The sequence below is a fragment of the Roseateles depolymerans genome, assembly GCF_003387155.1.
GTDB lineage: Bacteria > Pseudomonadota > Gammaproteobacteria > Burkholderiales > Burkholderiaceae_C > Roseateles > Roseateles depolymerans.
On sequence record NZ_QUMT01000003.1, the window covers coordinates 290,351 to 305,972 of the forward strand.

The window sequence follows — 15,622 nt, forward strand, 5'->3', positions numbered from 1 at the left end:
CGCCGAACGCCCCCCGGGCGATGTCAGCGCTGGCGGGCAGCAGCCACTGCCTGGCTCAGCACCTCCAGTGCTTCCAGGGAGTCATCCCACGCCAGGCAGGCGTCGGTGATGCTCTTGCCGTACTCCAGCTGGGACGGATCGTCCTTGCCGGGGCTGAACTTCTGCGCGCCACCCTGCAGATGGCTTTCCACCATGACCCCAAAGATCTGGCGGCTGCCCTCGCGGATCTGGCCGGCGATGTCCCGGGCCACATCCAGCTGGCGCTGATGCTGCTTGCTGCTGTTGGCGTGGGAGCAGTCCACCATCAGGCGTGTGGGCAACTGGGCTGCCGCCAGATCGGCACAGGCCGCGCCGACGCTCTGGGCGTCGTAGTTGGGGGTCTTGCCGCCGCGCAGGATGACATGGCAGTCCGGATTGCCGCCCGTCTCCACAATCGCCACCTGGCCGTTCTTGTGCACCGACAGGAAGTGGTGGGGGCGTGCAGCCGCCTGGATCGCATCGGTAGCGATCTTGATGTTGCCGTCGGTGCCGTTCTTGAAGCCGATTGGCGCCGACAGGCCGGAGGCCAGCTCGCGGTGCACCTGGCTCTCCGTCGTGCGGGCGCCGATGGCGCCCCAGGAGATCAGGTCCCCGATGTACTGGGGCGAGATCACATCCAGGAACTCCGAGCCGGCCGGCATGCCCAGGCGGTTGATGTCCAGCAGCAACTGTCGCGCGATGCGCAGGCCTTCATCGATGCGGTAGCTCTCGTCCAGGTAGGGGTCGTTGATCAGGCCCTTCCAGCCGACGGTGGTGCGCGGCTTCTCGAAGTAGACCCGCATCACGATCTCCAGCGTGTCGGCATAGCGGTCGCGCTGGCCGACGAGGCGGCGGGCATATTCCAGCGCCGCGGCGGGGTCGTGAATGGAGCAGGGGCCGATGATCACCAGCAGCCGGTCATCCTGCCCGTCGATGATGCGCCGGATCCGCTGCCGGGTGCCGACCACCAGTTGCTCCATGGCGGTGCCGCGGATGGGGAAGAAACGGATGAGGTGTTCGGGAGGCGGCAAGGGGGTGATGTCCAGAATGCGTTCGTCGTCGGTTTGGCTCGTCTTGTCCTGCGGCGAATACCAGCGCTCCGCCTCCTGAGCGCTTCCGTAAGGGTGTTGGGACTTGGCATTCATGGGTCAGGGTTCCTGTCTGAGGGATCGGGGGGGGATCGACATCGATCCGCGATGAGCGCAAAAAAAACCGCCGGGTGGTGAGACCCGGCGGTTTTCTGAGGATGCTTGGCGCTTGCTTATGCGTTCGCCTCTCCTCCGCCGGGGCGGTGCGAGAACCAAAAGAAAGCAAAATAAAACTTGCTGACGAAACGCATGAGGTTGATGTTGCCTTGGACGCTCAGGGCCCGTCAAGGCCCTTGAAGACGCTGGCGGACGGACGGTGTGACTGTCGCACCACGCTCAGCACAACGCTGAGCTCCACGTTCAGCACGACGCTCAGGCCGTGCCGCCCACGGTGATGCCGTCGATGCGCAGCGTCGGCTGGCCCACGCCCACGGGCACGCTTTGGCCTTCCTTGCCACAGACGCCCACGCCGGTGTCCAGCTTCATGTCATTGCCGATCATCGACACGCGGTTCATCGCATCCGGACCGTTGCCGATCAGGGTGGCACCCTTGACCGGATACAGCAGCTTGCCCTTTTCCACCCACCAGGCTTCGCTGGCAGAGAACACGAACTTGCCGGATGTGATATCCACCTGACCGCCGCCGAAGTTGGTGGCGTACAAGCCCTTGTCGATGCTGGCGATGATCTCTTCCGGCGTCTTGTCGCCGCCCAGCATGTAGGTGTTGGTCATGCGCGGCATGGGCAGATGGGCGTAGCTTTCCCGACGTCCGTTGCCGGTAGGCGCCACCTTCATCAGGCGCGCATTCATCGCGTCCTGGATGTAGCCCTTGAGAATGCCGTCTTCGATCAGCACATTGCGCTGCGAGGCGCAGCCTTCATCGTCCACGTTCAGCGAGCCGCGGCGGTCGGGCAGCGTGCCGTCGTCCAGCACGGTCACGCCCTTGGCAGCCACCCGCTGGCCGATGCGGCCGGCGAAGGTGCTCGAGCCCTTGCGGTTGAAGTCACCTTCCAGGCCGTGGCCCACGGCTTCGTGCAGCAGCACGCCGGGCCAGCCCGGGCCGAGCACCACCGTCATTTCGCCGGCCGGGGCCGGGCGGGACTCGAGATTCGTCAGGGCAGCGGTGACGGCCTGGTCCACGTACGAGGCGATCATCTCGTCGGTGAAATAAGCCAGGCCGAACCGGCCGCCGCCGCCGCCGGACCCCACTTCCCGGCGACCGTTGCTTTCCGCAATCACCGTCACCGACAGGCGCACCAGCGGGCGCACGTCAGCAGCCAGGGTGCCATCGGCCCGCGCAATCAGCACAACTTCGTGTTCAGCAGCCAGGCCCGCCATGACCTGCGCGATGCGCGGGTCCTTGGCACGGGCCAGGCGCTCGGTGCGCTCGAGCAGGGCCACCTTCTCGGTGCTGTCCAGGCTGGCGATGGGGTCGGCGTCGCCGTAAAGCGCGCGGCTGGGGGCCACGACCGGCTCGGTGGGCACCTTCACCCGCTTGCTCTGGCCGGCGCTGGCAATGGCCCGCACGGTGCGGGCGGCATCCAGCAGCGCGGCTTCGGAAATGTCGTCGGAGTACGCGAATGCGGTTTTCTCACCCGCCACCGCGCGCACGCCCACGCCCTGGTCGATGGAGAAGCTGCCGCTCTTGACGATGCCTTCTTCCAGGCTCCAGCCCTCGGCTCGGGTGGTCTGGAAATAAAGGTCGGCGTCGTCAACGCGATGCTCGGTGATCAGGCGCAGCGCCTGGGACAGCGAGGCATCGGTCAGGCCGAAGGGTTCCAACAACTGGGCACGGGCAGTGACCAGACGGGCCAGGGTGGGTTCGCGCGAAATCATGGGCTGATTGTAGGCAGGCGGGGCGGCCAGCGCATCGCCCCCGCTTCGCCCCTTCTGGGCGGAGGGCGACCCCCATCGGTCGGGCGTGTGCAGCAGGCGCGGGTGCGGTGGCGCTTTAGGTGGCGCTTAAGGTGGCGCGTGTGCAGTGGTGGGTGTTTGGTGGTGCGGCCAACGACGCGGCCTCAGTCGTCGCCGCTGTCGCCATCCCCCTCGTCGCGATCATCGCCATCCGCCTCGGATTTCCACGCCAGTGCCTGCTGATACAGCGCGTTGCGCGGTGAACCGCTCAATTCCGCGGCCAGACTCACCGCCTGCTTGAGCGGCAGCTCCCGCATCAGCACCCGCAATTGCCGCAGCGCGTCCGTGGGCAGGTCTCCGTCCTGCTCCAGGGCCGGTGCGGCATGCAGCACCAGCACGAACTCGCCTCGCTCGCGCTGCGGATCGGCCTGCATCCAGGCCGGCAGGTCAGCGCAGCGGGCGGTATGCACGGTCTCGAACTGCTTGGTGAGTTCACGACACACCGTCAGGGTCTGCGCAGGGGCCAGCTCGGCCAGCAGTTGCAGCAGCTCACGGATGCGATGCGGCGCCTCGAACAGCACGATGCTGTGCGGCTGCCCAACCAGGGTACTGGCCACCGTCCGCCGCTCCGCAGCCTTAGTGGGCAGAAAGCCCGCGAAGCGAAAGCCCTGGGCCTGCGTGTCGCCGGCCACGCTCACGGCCGTCACCGTGCTGCTGGCACCGGGCAGCGGCAGCACGCGGATGCCGGCCTGCCGCGCGGCCGCCACCAGCACCGCACCGGGGTCGGACACGGCAGGCGTGCCGGCATCACTCACGTAGGCAATGCGTTCGCCACTGCGCAGCCGGTCGATCAGGCCCTGGGCGGCGGACTGTTCATTGTGCTGATGCAGGGCCACCAGCGGTTTGTGCAGGCCCATCCAGCGCAGCAGTTGCGCACTCACGCGGGTGTCCTCGCAGGCGACCGCATCAACCAGGGACAGCAGATGGATGGCACGCAGCGTGATGTCGGACAGGTTGCCGATCGGGGTGGCGACCAGGTAGAGCGTCCCCGCCGGGTATTGCTGCTGACCGGCGGCAGCGGCAGCGGCCTCGCTCATCTGGCGGGCCAGGGATGCCGGGGGAGATGACGGGATGTTCAAGAAGCTCTCCACAAAGGCGCGGGGCGACGATGCCGAGACCCGCGCCCTGGAATTTCTGTTGCGCCGCAATCTGCGGCTGGAAGCGCGCAATTATCGAGTGGCGCGCGGTCCCACCGGTCGAGGCGGCGAGATCGACCTCATCATGCGCGCCCCGGACGGCACGCTGGTGTTTGTCGAAGTCCGCACGCGGGCGGCGCAGGCCCATGGCGGCGCTGCGGCCAGCGTCACCCGCACCAAGCAGCGGCGGCTGGTCTACGCCGCCTCCCACTACCTCTCTCGACTGAGAACGGCGCCGCCGTGCCGATTCGATGTGGTGGCCATCGACGGCGATCACATCGAATGGTTACCGGCCGCCTTTGACGCGAGCGGCTGGTGAGCGGGGCCCCGTTATCATCCGCGGCATGTTGGAACAACGCATACAACAACAATTCTTCGAAAGCGCCGACCTGCTCTACCAGGTGGCCGAGAACCTCGCACGGCCCCTGGCCGTGGCGGCGCAGATGATGGTGGATGCCCTCACCGCGGGCGGCCGCGTCTGGTGCGCGGGCCTGGGCCTGTCGGCGGCGGACGCGTCCTATGCCGCCGCGCTGCTGGCTGGCCGCTTCGAGCAGGAACGCCCCGGCCTGGCCGTGATGGCGCTGGATGCGCAGGCGCAAGGCTATCCCGACCCCGCCTCTGCCCTGATGCGCCAGATCCAGACCCTCGGACACCCCGGCGACCTGCTGCTGCTCTTCGAATGCCAGGGCAGCGGCGCCGCCGGTGCGTTGCTGCAGGTGGCTCATTCGCAGGAGATGAGTGTCATCGCCCTGAGCGGCACCCAGGATGACGACTGGAAGTCGACGCTTCTGGATACAGACGTGCAACTGCGCGTGCCGCACAGTCGCTTCGCGCGCGTGGCGGAGGCACACCGCTTGCTGTCGCATTGCCTGGCTGACGCCATCGACGTGCAGTTGCTGGGGGCCGCCGAATAGCCGTCGGCGCCGGCAGCCGGGTAAACCGCCGCATCCCCACTGACGTTGTTTTGTCCAGTCTCTTTTGATCCCAGTGCCTTCGAGCCATTCCCAAGGACCCCGCATGATCACCAAAACCCGCGCCCTGATCCTGGCTGGCGCCGTTGCCGCCAGCCTGCTGCAGACCGCCTGCGTGCCGCTGGTGCTGGCCGGCGCCGCAGGCAGCGCCCTGGTCGTGACCGACCGCCGCACCTCCGGCACCCAGCTGGAAGACCAGGGCATCGAGCTCAAGACCGCCAACCGCATCCGCGAGCAACTGGGCGACCGGGTGCATATCAATGTCAACAGCTACAACCGCATGGTGCTGCTGACCGGCGAGACCCGCAATGACGAGGACCGCGCCGCCGTCGAGGCCATCGCCCGCGGCGTGGAGAACGTCGGCACGGTGCTCAATGAAGTGGGCGTGGGCATGCTCAGCTCGCTGTCCAGCCGGGCCAATGACGTGGCCATCAACACCAAGGTCAAGGCAAGCCTGGTGGATGCGAAGGACCTGGTCTCCAATGCCTTCTATGTCGTGGTGGAGCGCGGCAATGTCTACATCATGGGCCGCGTGACCGAGCGCGAAGCCAGCCGCGCGACCGACATCGCCCGCGGTGTGAATGGCGTGAAGAAGGTGGTCCGCGCGATGGAGATCATCAGCGAGGCGGAGCTGGCCAACCTGCGTCCGTCGGCCCCGAAGCAATAAGGGCCCGACATTCGCGGGACGTTCGCGGCAGGCTCGAAAGAGGTTCGCCAGACCGGGCCCTCCCGGGCCAGGTCCCGCGTTGCGGCGTCTTACTTCAATCGCTTGATCAGGCTGGACGTGTCCATCCGCCCCCCGCCCATCTGCTGCACGTCGGCATAGAACTGGTCCACCAGCGCCGTCAGCGGCAGACGGGCACCGTTGCGGCGGGCCTCGTCCAGCACCAGGCCCAGGTCCTTGCGCATCCAGTCCACCGCGAAGCCGAAGTCGAACTTGTCGGCCACCATGGTCTTGCCGCGGTTGTCCATCTGCCAGCTCTGCGCGGCGCCCTTGCCGATGACGTCCAGCACCAGCTCCATCGGCAGGCCGCTGCGCTGACCGAAAGCGATGGCCTCCGACAGGCCCTGCACGATGCCGGCAATGCAGATCTGGTTGACCATCTTGGCCAGTTGACCAGCGCCAGCCTCACCCACCCGTGTGACGGCCTTGCCCATGTGCAGGGCCAGCGGCTGGATGGCCTCGAAGGGTGCGGCATCGCCGCCGCACATGATGGTCAGGGCGCCATTGACGGCACCCGCCTGACCGCCGGAGACCGGCGCATCCACGAAATGCAGACCGCGCGACAGCGCCTGCGCATGCAGTTCGCGGGCCACTTCGGCCGACGCGGTGGTGTGGTCAACGAAGATGGCGCCGGGCTTCATGCCGGCAAAGGCGCCGTCCTCGCCCAGCACCACCGAGCGAAGGTCGGCGTCATTGCCGACGCAGGCAAACACCACATCGGCCCCTTGCGCCGCTTCACGCGGCGTGGGGGCGCTGGCGCCGCCAAACTCGGCCACCCAGGCCTGGGCCTTGGCGGGTGAGCGGTTATAGACGGTGACCTGCTGCCCCGCCTTGGCCAGATGGCCGGCCATGGGGAAGCCCATGACGCCCAGCCCGAGGAAGGCGACGCGTTGGGAAGACGTGGAGGTGTAGCTGCGCTGACCGATGCTGCTCATGGGTAGGGTCCGTCCTGGCGGGGAAAGAAGGGATCCCCGATTGTGACCCGAGCTTCGGATTCAACGAAAGATCAGACGATCGACAGATGCTCCGTGCCGGAGGACAGGTCGCCGCTGCGCGCCCGTTCGCTGTTGAGCTTGATCTGCAGGCGCAGGTCGTTCACCGAGTCGGCATTGCGCAGGGCGTCCTCGTAGGTCACGCGGCCCCATTCGTACAGGTCGAACAGCGCTTGGTCGAAGGTCTGCATGCCCAGCTCGCGCGAGCGCTTCATGATTTCCTTGATCTCGCCCACCTCGCCCTTGAAGATGAGGTCGGAGATCAGCGGCGTGTTCAGCAGGATCTCCACGGCAGCCACCCGGCCCTTGCCCTCCTGGCGCGGCAGCAGGCGCTGCGACACGATGGCCTTGAGGTTCAGCGACAAGTCCATCAGCAGTTGGGCGCGGCGCTCTTCGGGGAAGAAGTTGATGATCCGGTCCAGCGCCTGGTTGGCACTGTTGGCGTGCAGGGTTGCCATGCACAGGTGACCGGTTTCAGCGAAGGCCACCGCATGTTCCATGGTTTCGCGGTCGCGGATTTCGCCCATCAGGATGACGTCCGGCGCCTGGCGCAGCGTGTTCTTCAGGGCGGATTCCCAGCCCTCGGTGTCCAGGCCGACTTCCCGCTGGCTGATGATGCAGTTCTTGTGCGGGTGCACGAATTCCACCGGGTCTTCAATCGTGATGATGTGGCCGTAGGTGGTTTCGTTGCGATGGTCGATCATCGCGGCCAGCGAGGTGCTCTTGCCCGAGCCGGTGGCGCCCACCAGGATGACCAGGCCGCGCTTGGTCTGCACCACGTCCTTGAGGATGGCGGGCAGCTCCAGCGACTCAATGGTGGGCAACGTAGCCGGAATGGTCCGCAGCACCAGGGCGACCGCGCCCTGCTGGATGTAGGCATTCACCCGGAAGCGACCAATGCCTTGCGGGGAAATGGCGAAGTTGCATTCCTTGGTGCGTTCGAAGTCGGCCGCCTGCTTGTCGTTCATGATCGAACGCGCCAGCTGCAGCGTGTGCTGGGCCGTCAGCGGCTGCGGGGACACCTTGGTCACCTTGCCGTCCACCTTGATGGCGGGCGGGAACTCGGCGGTCAGGAACAGGTCGGAGCCCTTGCGCGACACCATCAGGCGCAGCAGGTCGTTGATGAACTTTGTAGCCTGGTCGCGTTCCATAAAAGCGGTCCTGTCGGCCCCTGGCCGAAGCGAGATGAGTCAGTAAGGATAGGCGCCTGAGGCCTTCCGGTCTATCGAGCCTCGACATTTTCCGTGCTGCGGCGCGCGTTCTTCACGCGCGGGCCGAAGCAACGGTAACGAAGGGTAGGACCGGGCTGGATCAGCCGGGGAAGTTCTCGGGGAACTTGGCCTTGGCGCGGGCCTCGGCCGGCGAGATGACATTGCGGCGCACCAATTCGGTCAGGTTCTGGTCCAGCGTCTGCATGCCCAGGCTGTTGCCGGTCTGGATGGCCGAATACATCTGGGCGACCTTGTTCTCACGGATCAGGTTGCGGATGGCCGAGGTGCCCAGCATGATCTCGTGGGCGGCGACACGGCCGCTGCCGTCCTTGGTCTTGCACAGGGTCTGGGAGATCACCGCCACCAGCGATTCCGACAGCATCGCGCGGACCATGTCTTTTTCTGCGGCGGGGAACACGTCCACGATCCGGTCAACCGTCTTGGCGGCCGAGGAGGTGTGCAGCGTGCCGAACACCAGGTGGCCCGTTTCGGCGGCGGTCAGGGCCAGGCGGATGGTTTCCAGGTCCCGCATTTCACCGACCAGGATCGCGTCCGGGTCTTCGCGCAGCGCAGAGCGCAGGGCGTTGGAGAAGCTCATGGTCTGCGGACCGACTTCCCGCTGGTTGACCAGGCACTTCTTGGATTCATGCACGAATTCGATCGGGTCCTCAATGGTGAGGATGTGGCCGTATTCGTTTTCATTGAGGTGGTTCACCATGCCGGCCAGCGTCGTGCTCTTGCCGGAGCCCGTCGGGCCAGTCACCAGCACCATGCCACGCGGCTTGAGGGCCAGCTCAGCGAACACCTTGGGCGCGTTCAGGTTCTCCAGCGTCAGGATCTTGGACGGAATGGTCCGGAAGACCGCGCCGGCACCGCGGTTCTGGTTGAACGCGTTGACGCGAAAGCGGGCCAGGCCCTGGATCTCGAAGGAGAAGTCGCATTCCAGCGTCTCTTCATAGGCCTTGCGCTGTGCATCGCTCATGATGTCGTACACCATGTCGTGCACCTGACGGTGCTCGAGCGGCTCGACATTGATGCGGCGCACATCTCCATGCACCCGGATCATGGGCGGCAGTCCGGCCGAGAGGTGGAGGTCAGAGGCCTTGTTCTTGACCGAGAATGCCAGCAGTTGAGTGATGTCCATGGAATAAGCAAAAGCCTGGTCGATTATGGCGACGATCTCCGAGAACATACAACAGCTGCGGGCCCGTATGGGGCTTGCATGTGAGCAGGCGTCGCGACCTGTGCACAGCGTCACGCTGCTGGTGGTAACAAAAACTTTTCCGGCCGAAGATGTGCGAGCTGCCTTCCTGGCCGGGGAAACCCGCTTCGGCGAAAACTATGTGCAGGAAGGTCTGGACAAGATCGCCGCGCTGGCGGATCTGCGCTCGCAGATCGAGTGGCACATGATTGGTCCGCTGCAGAGCAACAAGACACGGCCGGTGGCCGAGCAGTTCGACTGGGTGCACAGCGTGGACCGGCTCAAGATCGCGCAGCGGCTGTCCGACCAGCGGCCGGCGCATCTGCCCCCGTTGCAGTTGTGCCTGCAGGTCAACATCAGCGGCGAGTCGACCAAGAGCGGCCTGATGCCCGACGAAGTGCTCGAGGTGGCCCGCGCCGTGGCGGCCCTGCCCCGGGTGCAACTGCGCGGACTGATGGCCATTCCGGAGCCGGCAGAGTCGCTCGCGTCGCAGCGTGAACCCCACCATGCGCTGGCACGACTGCTGCAGCAGTTGCAGGGGCAAGGCCTGGCCCTGGACACGCTGAGCATGGGCATGAGCGGCGACTTGGAAGCCGCCATTTTGGAAGGGTCCACCATCGTGCGGGTGGGGTCGGCCATCTTCGGGCAGCGGCAACGCCCGGCCCCGTCCGCCAGCGGCGACAGCGCGCCCTCCTTGAGCTGAATCAGCCCACCTGAATCAGCGCACCTGAATCAGCAGACCACCGGCGGCGTGCATGCCAGCCCGCGTACGCGGTACGCCTCATCCGGCGTGGCCGGATGTGGGTGTTTCGCATCGAACCGGTGGCAACCCTAATAGGGTGAACCCGATAAGCACGGACACCGCTTTTTCAATCAGTTGCAAGTGACGCGTCAGAATTCACGGCCCTCCCAAAGCGCCATGGCAAGCAGGGTTCAAGCCCGCCGATGATCTCGTCGAAGTCGACGTGCCAGGTGAATACATCAGCTGTCTCCAAGCGGCTTCACCGGACTTCCAGAACTTATTCCATGCGAGGGAATCGATGTCGTTTCTGTCCCGCCTGCGGATCGGGCAACGCCTGACGCTGAGCTACGCCCTGCTCATCCTGCTGCTGATCGTGATTGGTGCCTACGGCGCCCACAACTCAAGCCGCCTCTCTCACGACCTGGACCAGACCGCCAATTCCAGCCTGGTGAAGATTGCCGCCGCCAATGCGCTGGAGGGCAATGTCAACGTCATCGCCCGCGCTGCGCGGGACCTTCTGCTGCTGGACGAAGCCCGCCAGATCAAGAAGCAAAAGGCCGCCATTGCCGAGGCCGTGTCCGACAGCGAAAAGCAGCTGGCCGACCTGGAAAGCAAGGTGTCCGATGCCAAGGACAAGGAACTGGTCGGCCATGTGCACGACAACCAGTCCAAGTTCGCCGCCGCCGTCTCCAAGTTCCTGAAGATCCAGCAGGACGGCAGCCCGGACGAAGCCCGTGAGAGCCTGATCACCGACGTGCGTCCGGCGCAGCAGGCTTATCAGGAGAACATCAAGGGTCTGGTGGACCTGCAGTTCGCCAATGCGCGCACGCTGGCGGAAAACGGCGCCAAGCTGGCCAACCAGTCGATCCTCGTCACCGGCGCCCTCGTGGTGGTGGCCGTGCTGATCGGCGGTGTGGGCGGCCTGACGATTGCCCGCTCCATCGTCGTGCCGGCCCGCAAGGCCAAGGACGCCGCGCAGGCCATCAGCTCGGGCGACCTGTCGCAGAACATCGAAGTGAACGGCAGCGACGAGCTGGCCCAGATGCTGCACGCCATGCGTGACATGCAGCAGGCGCTGTCCGGCGTGGTGGCCAGCGTGAGCGCCGCTGCCACGGAAGTGGCCCAGAACTCCAACGAGATCGCCGGCAACAACGTCGACCTGTCGGACCGCACGGCCCGCTCGGCGGCCAGCCTGCAGAACACCGCGTCGTCGGTGGAGCAGATCGCCTCCAACCTCAATGGCGCCAGCGAACTGACCCGCAAGGCTTCGACCATCGCTTCGAAGGCGCGCCAATCGGCGTCGGCCGGCGGCAATGTGGTGAGCCAGGTCGTCTCGACGATGGAAGAGATCAGCGCCAGCTCGCGCAAGATCGGCGACATCATCGGCGTGATCGACGGCATCGCCTTCCAGACCAACATCCTGGCGCTGAATGCGGCGGTGGAAGCCGCACGTGCCGGCGAACATGGCAAGGGCTTCGCGGTGGTGGCCTCCGAAGTGCGGGCCCTGGCCTCGCGCAGCGCTCAGGCCGCCAAGGAAATCAAGGTGCTGATCCAGGAATCGTCCGTCAAGGTCGAGAACGGAACGGCCCTGGTCAACAACGCGGGCGCCACCATCCGCTCGGTGGTGGACGAGGTGAACAACATGGGCCAGCTGATCGAGGAAATCTCGCACTCGGCCCAGGAACAGGCCGCAGGCGTGGGCGTGGTGAACAACGCCATGAACGAACTGGACCGCACCACGCAGCAGAACACCACGCTGGTGGAGGCCCTGTCCCGCTCGACGGACTCGCTGCGCGACAGCTCGGCCCGTCTGGTGAGCGCGGTCGGTTTCTTCCGCGCCTGACCGAACCCCAATGAACAAGGGGCTTATCTGCCCCATTTGAATCAGCTCCAAGACGTACGAGGTCCCCGATGAGCACATTCCTGAATCCGAAGTCCCTGTCCCGCGGCCTGGTCGGCCTGGCAGCCGCGCTGCTGCTGGCCGCTGGCGCACACGCCACGCCCAAGATCATCAAGAAGGTGCCGCCGGAGTTCCCGGCCGAAGCAGCGCGTCAGTCGATCAGCGCCGGCTCGGTCCGCGCCAAGATGACGATCGATCCGGATGGCAAGGTCTCTGGCGTGGAAATCCTGGAAGCGGAACCCCGCAAGGTCTTCGACAAGGCCGTGACCCGCGCGCTGATGGACTGGCGCTTCGAGCCCAGCGGCGAAAAGCAGACGCATGAAGTGAAGCTGGTCTTCAAGAACGAAGACTGACAACAAAAAAGCCGGTGCATGCACCGGCTTTTTGTTTGGCCCCGCGACACGTGCCTGAGCCTTACGCGATGGGCGGTCGCTGCGGTCTGTAGAGCGGCACGGCCCTTCAGGCGGAGATCGCGGAGATCACCCTCAGCTGTGCAAGCAGCTCTGGCCTGGGCATCGTCAAGACGTCGTCCTGTACCACGCACACCATCGATTTCACGAGATCGGTGGTGTTCATTGCAGTCTGGCGTTCGAGGCTCTGCACCTCCTTGAGCAAGGAGGCGGACACCTTCATCGACAGCCGACGCCGCGCGGTGCCTCGGCGGGTGGGATAACGCTCATCGGCGACCAGGCGCATGCCCCTGAGCCTCTCGACTGCGTTGGTGTCGTGCGCCGCCCGGTGCATGAAGAACGTCAATACGGTCTTGCGAAATTCTGTCGATGCTCGGCTGTCGATTGCAAAGGCTGCGTAGTCGAGGACATCCACAAAGACAGCGGGAAGATTGACCTCGATTGACCCGGTGGACTCTTTGCGGGCTTTGCTGATCGCAGGTGTGGACTGTGCGGGGATGGACACGGTCAATCCGCAGGTGTCGCAGGTCCCCACCAGGATGTTCTTCGCAAGGCCCTTGCCATCGCTGAACGGGACGTCTCGCCGAACGAAAGTCGTTCCCACTGTGTTGGCGCAATGGCTGCAAAACGCCTTGCTCTTGTCACCTTCCTGGAAGATTTTCATAAACACTCACTGGTGAACACTGATGAAGACGGTCATCGGATCCACAAAGTAGAACTTCACGTACCACCCACAGGAACGGATGAGATGGCAATCAAGCTTGCTGTCTTGATGAAGCGGTGAGCAGACATAGTTCACCCCGCTGCTGCGCTTGATGATCTCGATGACATCGTTCGCACTGATGTCGCCAGTTGCCAGCAGATTTTTGACTTCAATGGATCCCCGCGCCTCATGCTGGTATTGACCTGACTCAAGAGCAGCGATGACCGCCAACTTGACCGCCCGGTAACCTTTCAATTGACTCAAACCGCTCACGGCCTTCTCCAAGTATACGAAACCTTTCGTACGAATGGCGCTTCACATCGCGGAAGCTTGAGTCTTCACCGACGCTGGATGCGTTCATGAGGCTGGCGGCTTGAGCGGACTCGGTGATCTACACTTCAACCGTCATGCGACCGCCCCTGTTCTCCGCCTCGCGCCGGCTCCCCTGGAGTCGGTGGCTGGTGCTCGCCTTGATGGCGCTGTGCCTGCCGCTGCAGGGCGCCCTGGCGGTGACCATGCAGATGGGCATGGCGCTCGGCGGGACGGGCGGTGCCGTCGTCCCTGGCGCGCCGGCGGGTGTGCATGGCATGCATTCGATGTCGCTGACACCTGCACCGACGCCGGCGTCTGGCGCAGACATTCACCCCTGCCACCCGGCGTCCACGACGGCCTCCCCCCACGGCGACCACCCGGCTGCGCACGAGCATGACGCTCACGCTCACGCTCATGTGAGTGCTCCCGCGAACGCTCATGGCCAGCCAGGCGACCATGGTGCCCACGCCCACCGCCTCGATGACGGCGCCGCGACCCACTGCGCCGTAACGGTCGATCACCCCACCGACTGCAACGCAGCCGGCGCCTCCCCCACCCCCACCGGCGACACCCACCACGGCTGCAGCTTCTGCGCGCAGTGCTGCATCGGCGTCGCCCTCCTGGCCACGCCGTTGACCGTCGCGTCCTCTCCGTTGGCCGACATGCCTGCTGCGGCCGCTCCTGCTGCGCTGCTGGACCACCAGCCGCAGACGCCAGACCGACCGCCCAAGCCGTCCCTCGCCTGAAGCTGGACACGAGCCGCCCCACACCGGGCGACCGTGACTGTGTTGGCGCGCTCACCATGGCGCGCCCTTGCTGACGAGGACGTCATGTCTCCATCCCGATCCCGTTCCCTTTCCCCAGCGGTCCAGGGGACCTGCTGCGCCGCCGTGCTGCTGGCGCTGGCCGGCTGCGCAAGCCTGCAGCCCGACCAGGCGGTCGCGCCTGTCCAGGCCCTCACCCGCGAACACATGCAGGCCGACCTGCCCTGGCAGCAGACCCAGCAGGCCCGCCAGGCCGCCCAGGCGCGCACCCAGGCGCTGCTGGCGCAGCCGCTGGACGCGCAGGCCTCCGTGCAACTGGCCCTGCTCAATCACCGCGGCCTGCAGGCCACGCTCTACGGCCTGGGCATGGCCGACGCCGACCGCGTCCAGGCCCTGCTCTGGCCCAATCCCGTGCTCAGCCTGGGTCGGCTGGTGCGCGGCGAAGAAACCGAGATCGAGCGCGGTCTCTCGTTCAACCTGACCGCCCTGCTGGCCCGCGGCGCCCGCCAGGCGGCTGCCCAGCAAAGCCTGGAGCGTCTGCAACTGGACGCCGCGCAACAGGTGCTGGCGGTCGCGGGTGACGCCCGCCGGTCGTGGATCCAGGCAGTCGCGTCCCAGGCCCAGCTGCGCCATGCCCAGATCGTGCTGGACGCCGCCGAGGCCGGTGCCGAGCTGGCCCTGCGCATGCACAAGGCCGGCAACATCAGCGCCTACCGGCTGGCGCGCGAACAGGCGGTGCAGGCCGATGCGCGGCTCTGGGTGGACCAGACCCGGCTGCAGGCCGCCCGCGACCGCTCCGCGCTGCTGCGTGCGCTGGGTCTGGACGCCTCCACCGGCGCGGCCCTGCGCTTGCCGGACCAGTTGCCGCCGCTGCCGGATGAACGCCGCAGCCCGGCAGCGCTGGAACAGCAGGCCCTGGACCAGCGCCTGGACATCCAGGCCGCCCGTCGCCAGACCGGCCAGTTGGCCGCGTCGCTCGGACTGACCCGCCAGACCCGTCTCGTCAACGTGCTGCAGCTCGGCTACGAGAACAACCGCAGCAACACCGAGCCCACCCAGCACGGCCCCAGCCTGAGTCTGGAGCTGCCGCTGTTCGACTGGGGCCAGGCCCGCACCGCCCGGGCGCGTCAGGCCTATGAGCAGTCACTCGAGCAGACCGCGCAGGTGGCCCTGGAGGCCCATGCCGAGGTCCGGGATGCCCAGCTGCGTGCCGACCAGGCCTGGCGCACCGCCCGCCGCTACCAGCAGGAGGTGCTGCCACTGGCCCGCCAGATCTCCGACGAGACGCTGCTGCGCTACAACGGCATGCTGCTGGGCGTGAACGACCTGCTGGCCGATGCCCGCGAGCAGGCGCGCCTGATGGCGGCCAGCCTGATGGCCGAGCGCGACTACTGGCTGGCCGAGGCCGACCTGTCCCAGTCCCTGCTGGGGCCGCTGGACAGCGGCGGTCCGTCCCGGTCTTCGACCGCCGCAGCCCCCTCTGCAACGCCCGGCCCGCGCAGCGGCGCCGCCGGCCACTGATGCTCTGGCGAGGAC

General features: G+C 66.2%; 16 protein-coding genes. 8 read left to right on the forward strand and 8 right to left on the reverse strand.

Translation table 11 applies throughout. The features are described 5' to 3' along the window. Window positions 1-23 precede the first annotated feature (23 nt). From DES44_RS15095 to rsmI, 3 genes are all read right to left on the reverse strand, one after another. Window positions 24-1,163, reverse strand: coding sequence for a 3-deoxy-7-phosphoheptulonate synthase (locus tag DES44_RS15095; protein WP_058933894.1), 1,140 nt, complete (start codon window positions 1,161-1,163; stop codon window positions 24-26). 315 nt (window positions 1,164-1,478) lie between these two features. Next, window positions 1,479-2,942: a metalloprotease TldD gene (gene tldD / locus DES44_RS15100; protein WP_058933893.1), complete on the reverse strand. Its 1,464-nt coding sequence runs from the start codon at window positions 2,940-2,942 to the stop codon at window positions 1,479-1,481. 182 nt (window positions 2,943-3,124) lie between these two features. Beyond that, window positions 3,125-4,093: a 16S rRNA (cytidine(1402)-2'-O)-methyltransferase gene (gene rsmI, locus DES44_RS15105; RefSeq protein WP_058937197.1), complete on the reverse strand. Its 969-nt coding sequence runs from the start codon at window positions 4,091-4,093 to the stop codon at window positions 3,125-3,127. On the opposite strand from rsmI, the gene DES44_RS15110 reads away from it, so the two are divergent. The 3 genes from DES44_RS15110 to DES44_RS15120 all read left to right on the forward strand — a co-directional run bounded on the left by DES44_RS15110 (window position 4,092) and on the right by DES44_RS15120 (window position 5,794). Then, window positions 4,092-4,475: a YraN family protein gene (locus tag DES44_RS15110; protein ID WP_058937196.1), complete on the forward strand. Its 384-nt coding sequence runs from the start codon at window positions 4,092-4,094 to the stop codon at window positions 4,473-4,475. The genes rsmI and DES44_RS15110 overlap by 2 nt on opposite strands. 25 nt (window positions 4,476-4,500) lie before the next feature. After that, entirely contained in the window at window positions 4,501-5,070 is a 570-nt protein-coding gene (locus DES44_RS15115) for an SIS domain-containing protein (RefSeq protein ID WP_058933892.1), read from the forward strand. 103 nt (window positions 5,071-5,173) lie between these two features. Continuing rightward, entirely contained in the window at window positions 5,174-5,794 is a 621-nt protein-coding gene (locus DES44_RS15120) for a BON domain-containing protein (protein WP_058933891.1), read from the forward strand. 89 nt (window positions 5,795-5,883) lie between these two features. Here the strand turns inward: DES44_RS15120 and DES44_RS15125 are convergent, their stop codons facing one another. The 3 genes from DES44_RS15125 to DES44_RS15135 all read right to left on the reverse strand — a co-directional run bounded on the left by DES44_RS15125 (window position 5,884) and on the right by DES44_RS15135 (window position 9,198). Beyond that, window positions 5,884-6,786 carry an NAD(P)-dependent oxidoreductase gene (locus DES44_RS15125; protein ID WP_058933890.1) on the reverse strand — a complete coding sequence of 301 codons (903 nt, stop codon included), beginning with the start codon at window positions 6,784-6,786 and terminating at the stop codon, window positions 5,884-5,886. A 71-nt stretch (window positions 6,787-6,857) separates the two neighbouring features. Beyond that, window positions 6,858-7,994 (reverse strand): PilT/PilU family type 4a pilus ATPase, encoded by a 1,137-nt coding sequence (locus tag DES44_RS15130; RefSeq protein WP_058933889.1) that lies wholly within the window; start codon window positions 7,992-7,994, stop codon window positions 6,858-6,860. 160 nt (window positions 7,995-8,154) lie between these two features. After that, on the reverse strand, window positions 8,155-9,198 hold the full coding sequence (locus DES44_RS15135) for a type IV pilus twitching motility protein PilT (RefSeq protein WP_058933888.1): 1,044 nt from the start codon (window positions 9,196-9,198) through the stop codon (window positions 8,155-8,157). Between the two features lie 25 nt (window positions 9,199-9,223). Here DES44_RS15135 and DES44_RS15140 point away from each other — a divergent pair, with 25 nt between their 5' ends. From DES44_RS15140 to DES44_RS15150, 3 genes are all read left to right on the forward strand, one after another. Beyond that, window positions 9,224-9,958, forward strand: a complete 735-nt coding sequence (locus DES44_RS15140; protein ID WP_058933887.1) for a YggS family pyridoxal phosphate-dependent enzyme — start codon at window positions 9,224-9,226, stop codon at window positions 9,956-9,958. Window positions 9,959-10,295: 337 nt separating this feature from the next. Beyond that, the gene (locus DES44_RS15145) at window positions 10,296-11,840 is read left to right on the forward strand and encodes a methyl-accepting chemotaxis protein (RefSeq protein WP_058933886.1); all 1,545 of its coding nucleotides are present in this window, start codon (window positions 10,296-10,298) and stop codon (window positions 11,838-11,840) included. Window positions 11,841-11,908: 68 nt separating this feature from the next. Then, on the forward strand, window positions 11,909-12,250 hold the full coding sequence (locus DES44_RS15150) for an energy transducer TonB (protein ID WP_058933885.1): 342 nt from the start codon (window positions 11,909-11,911) through the stop codon (window positions 12,248-12,250). A 106-nt stretch (window positions 12,251-12,356) separates the two neighbouring features. Here the strand turns inward: DES44_RS15150 and DES44_RS15155 are convergent, their stop codons facing one another. Further along, complete coding sequence (locus tag DES44_RS15155; protein WP_147307102.1) at window positions 12,357-12,971, reverse strand: hypothetical protein; 615 nt, start codon at window positions 12,969-12,971, stop codon at window positions 12,357-12,359. A gap of 6 nt (window positions 12,972-12,977) precedes the next feature. Continuing rightward, complete coding sequence (locus DES44_RS15160) at window positions 12,978-13,283, reverse strand: hypothetical protein (RefSeq protein ID WP_232309925.1); 306 nt, start codon at window positions 13,281-13,283, stop codon at window positions 12,978-12,980. Window positions 13,284-13,417: 134 nt separating this feature from the next. Here DES44_RS15160 and DES44_RS15165 point away from each other — a divergent pair, with 134 nt between their 5' ends. Together DES44_RS15165 and DES44_RS15170 are read left to right on the forward strand one after the other, a co-directional pair. Beyond that, on the forward strand, window positions 13,418-14,068 hold the full coding sequence (locus tag DES44_RS15165) for a hypothetical protein (protein ID WP_058933882.1): 651 nt from the start codon (window positions 13,418-13,420) through the stop codon (window positions 14,066-14,068). Between the two features lie 84 nt (window positions 14,069-14,152). Beyond that, window positions 14,153-15,607: a TolC family protein gene (locus DES44_RS15170; RefSeq protein ID WP_083525335.1), complete on the forward strand. Its 1,455-nt coding sequence runs from the start codon at window positions 14,153-14,155 to the stop codon at window positions 15,605-15,607. Window positions 15,608-15,622: the final 15 nt, after the last annotated feature.

Bases quoted from the DNA above. Each gene is read 5' to 3' on its own strand.
- DES44_RS15140 (WP_058933887.1), top strand. From the start codon at position 9,224: ATGGCGACGATCTCCGAGAACATACAACAGCTGCGGGCCCGTATGGGG.
- DES44_RS15150 (WP_058933885.1), top strand. From the start codon at position 11,909: ATGAGCACATTCCTGAATCCGAAGTCCCTGTCCCGCGGCCTGGTCGGC.
- DES44_RS15165 (WP_058933882.1), top strand. From the start codon at position 13,418: ATGCGACCGCCCCTGTTCTCCGCCTCGCGCCGGCTCCCCTGGAGTCGG.
- DES44_RS15110 (WP_058937196.1), top strand. From the start codon at position 4,092: ATGTTCAAGAAGCTCTCCACAAAGGCGCGGGGCGACGATGCCGAGACC.
- DES44_RS15125 (WP_058933890.1), bottom strand. From the start codon at position 6,786: ATGAGCAGCATCGGTCAGCGCAGCTACACCTCCACGTCTTCCCAACGC.
- DES44_RS15115 (WP_058933892.1), top strand. From the start codon at position 4,501: ATGTTGGAACAACGCATACAACAACAATTCTTCGAAAGCGCCGACCTG.
- DES44_RS15155 (WP_147307102.1), bottom strand. From the start codon at position 12,971: ATGAAAATCTTCCAGGAAGGTGACAAGAGCAAGGCGTTTTGCAGCCAT.
- DES44_RS15135 (WP_058933888.1), bottom strand. From the start codon at position 9,198: ATGGACATCACTCAACTGCTGGCATTCTCGGTCAAGAACAAGGCCTCT.
- DES44_RS15145 (WP_058933886.1), top strand. From the start codon at position 10,296: ATGTCGTTTCTGTCCCGCCTGCGGATCGGGCAACGCCTGACGCTGAGC.
- DES44_RS15130 (WP_058933889.1), bottom strand. From the start codon at position 7,994: ATGGAACGCGACCAGGCTACAAAGTTCATCAACGACCTGCTGCGCCTG.
- DES44_RS15170 (WP_083525335.1), top strand. From the start codon at position 14,153: ATGTCTCCATCCCGATCCCGTTCCCTTTCCCCAGCGGTCCAGGGGACC.
- DES44_RS15095 (WP_058933894.1), bottom strand. From the start codon at position 1,163: ATGAATGCCAAGTCCCAACACCCTTACGGAAGCGCTCAGGAGGCGGAG.
- DES44_RS15120 (WP_058933891.1), top strand. From the start codon at position 5,174: ATGATCACCAAAACCCGCGCCCTGATCCTGGCTGGCGCCGTTGCCGCC.
- tldD (WP_058933893.1), bottom strand. From the start codon at position 2,942: ATGATTTCGCGCGAACCCACCCTGGCCCGTCTGGTCACTGCCCGTGCC.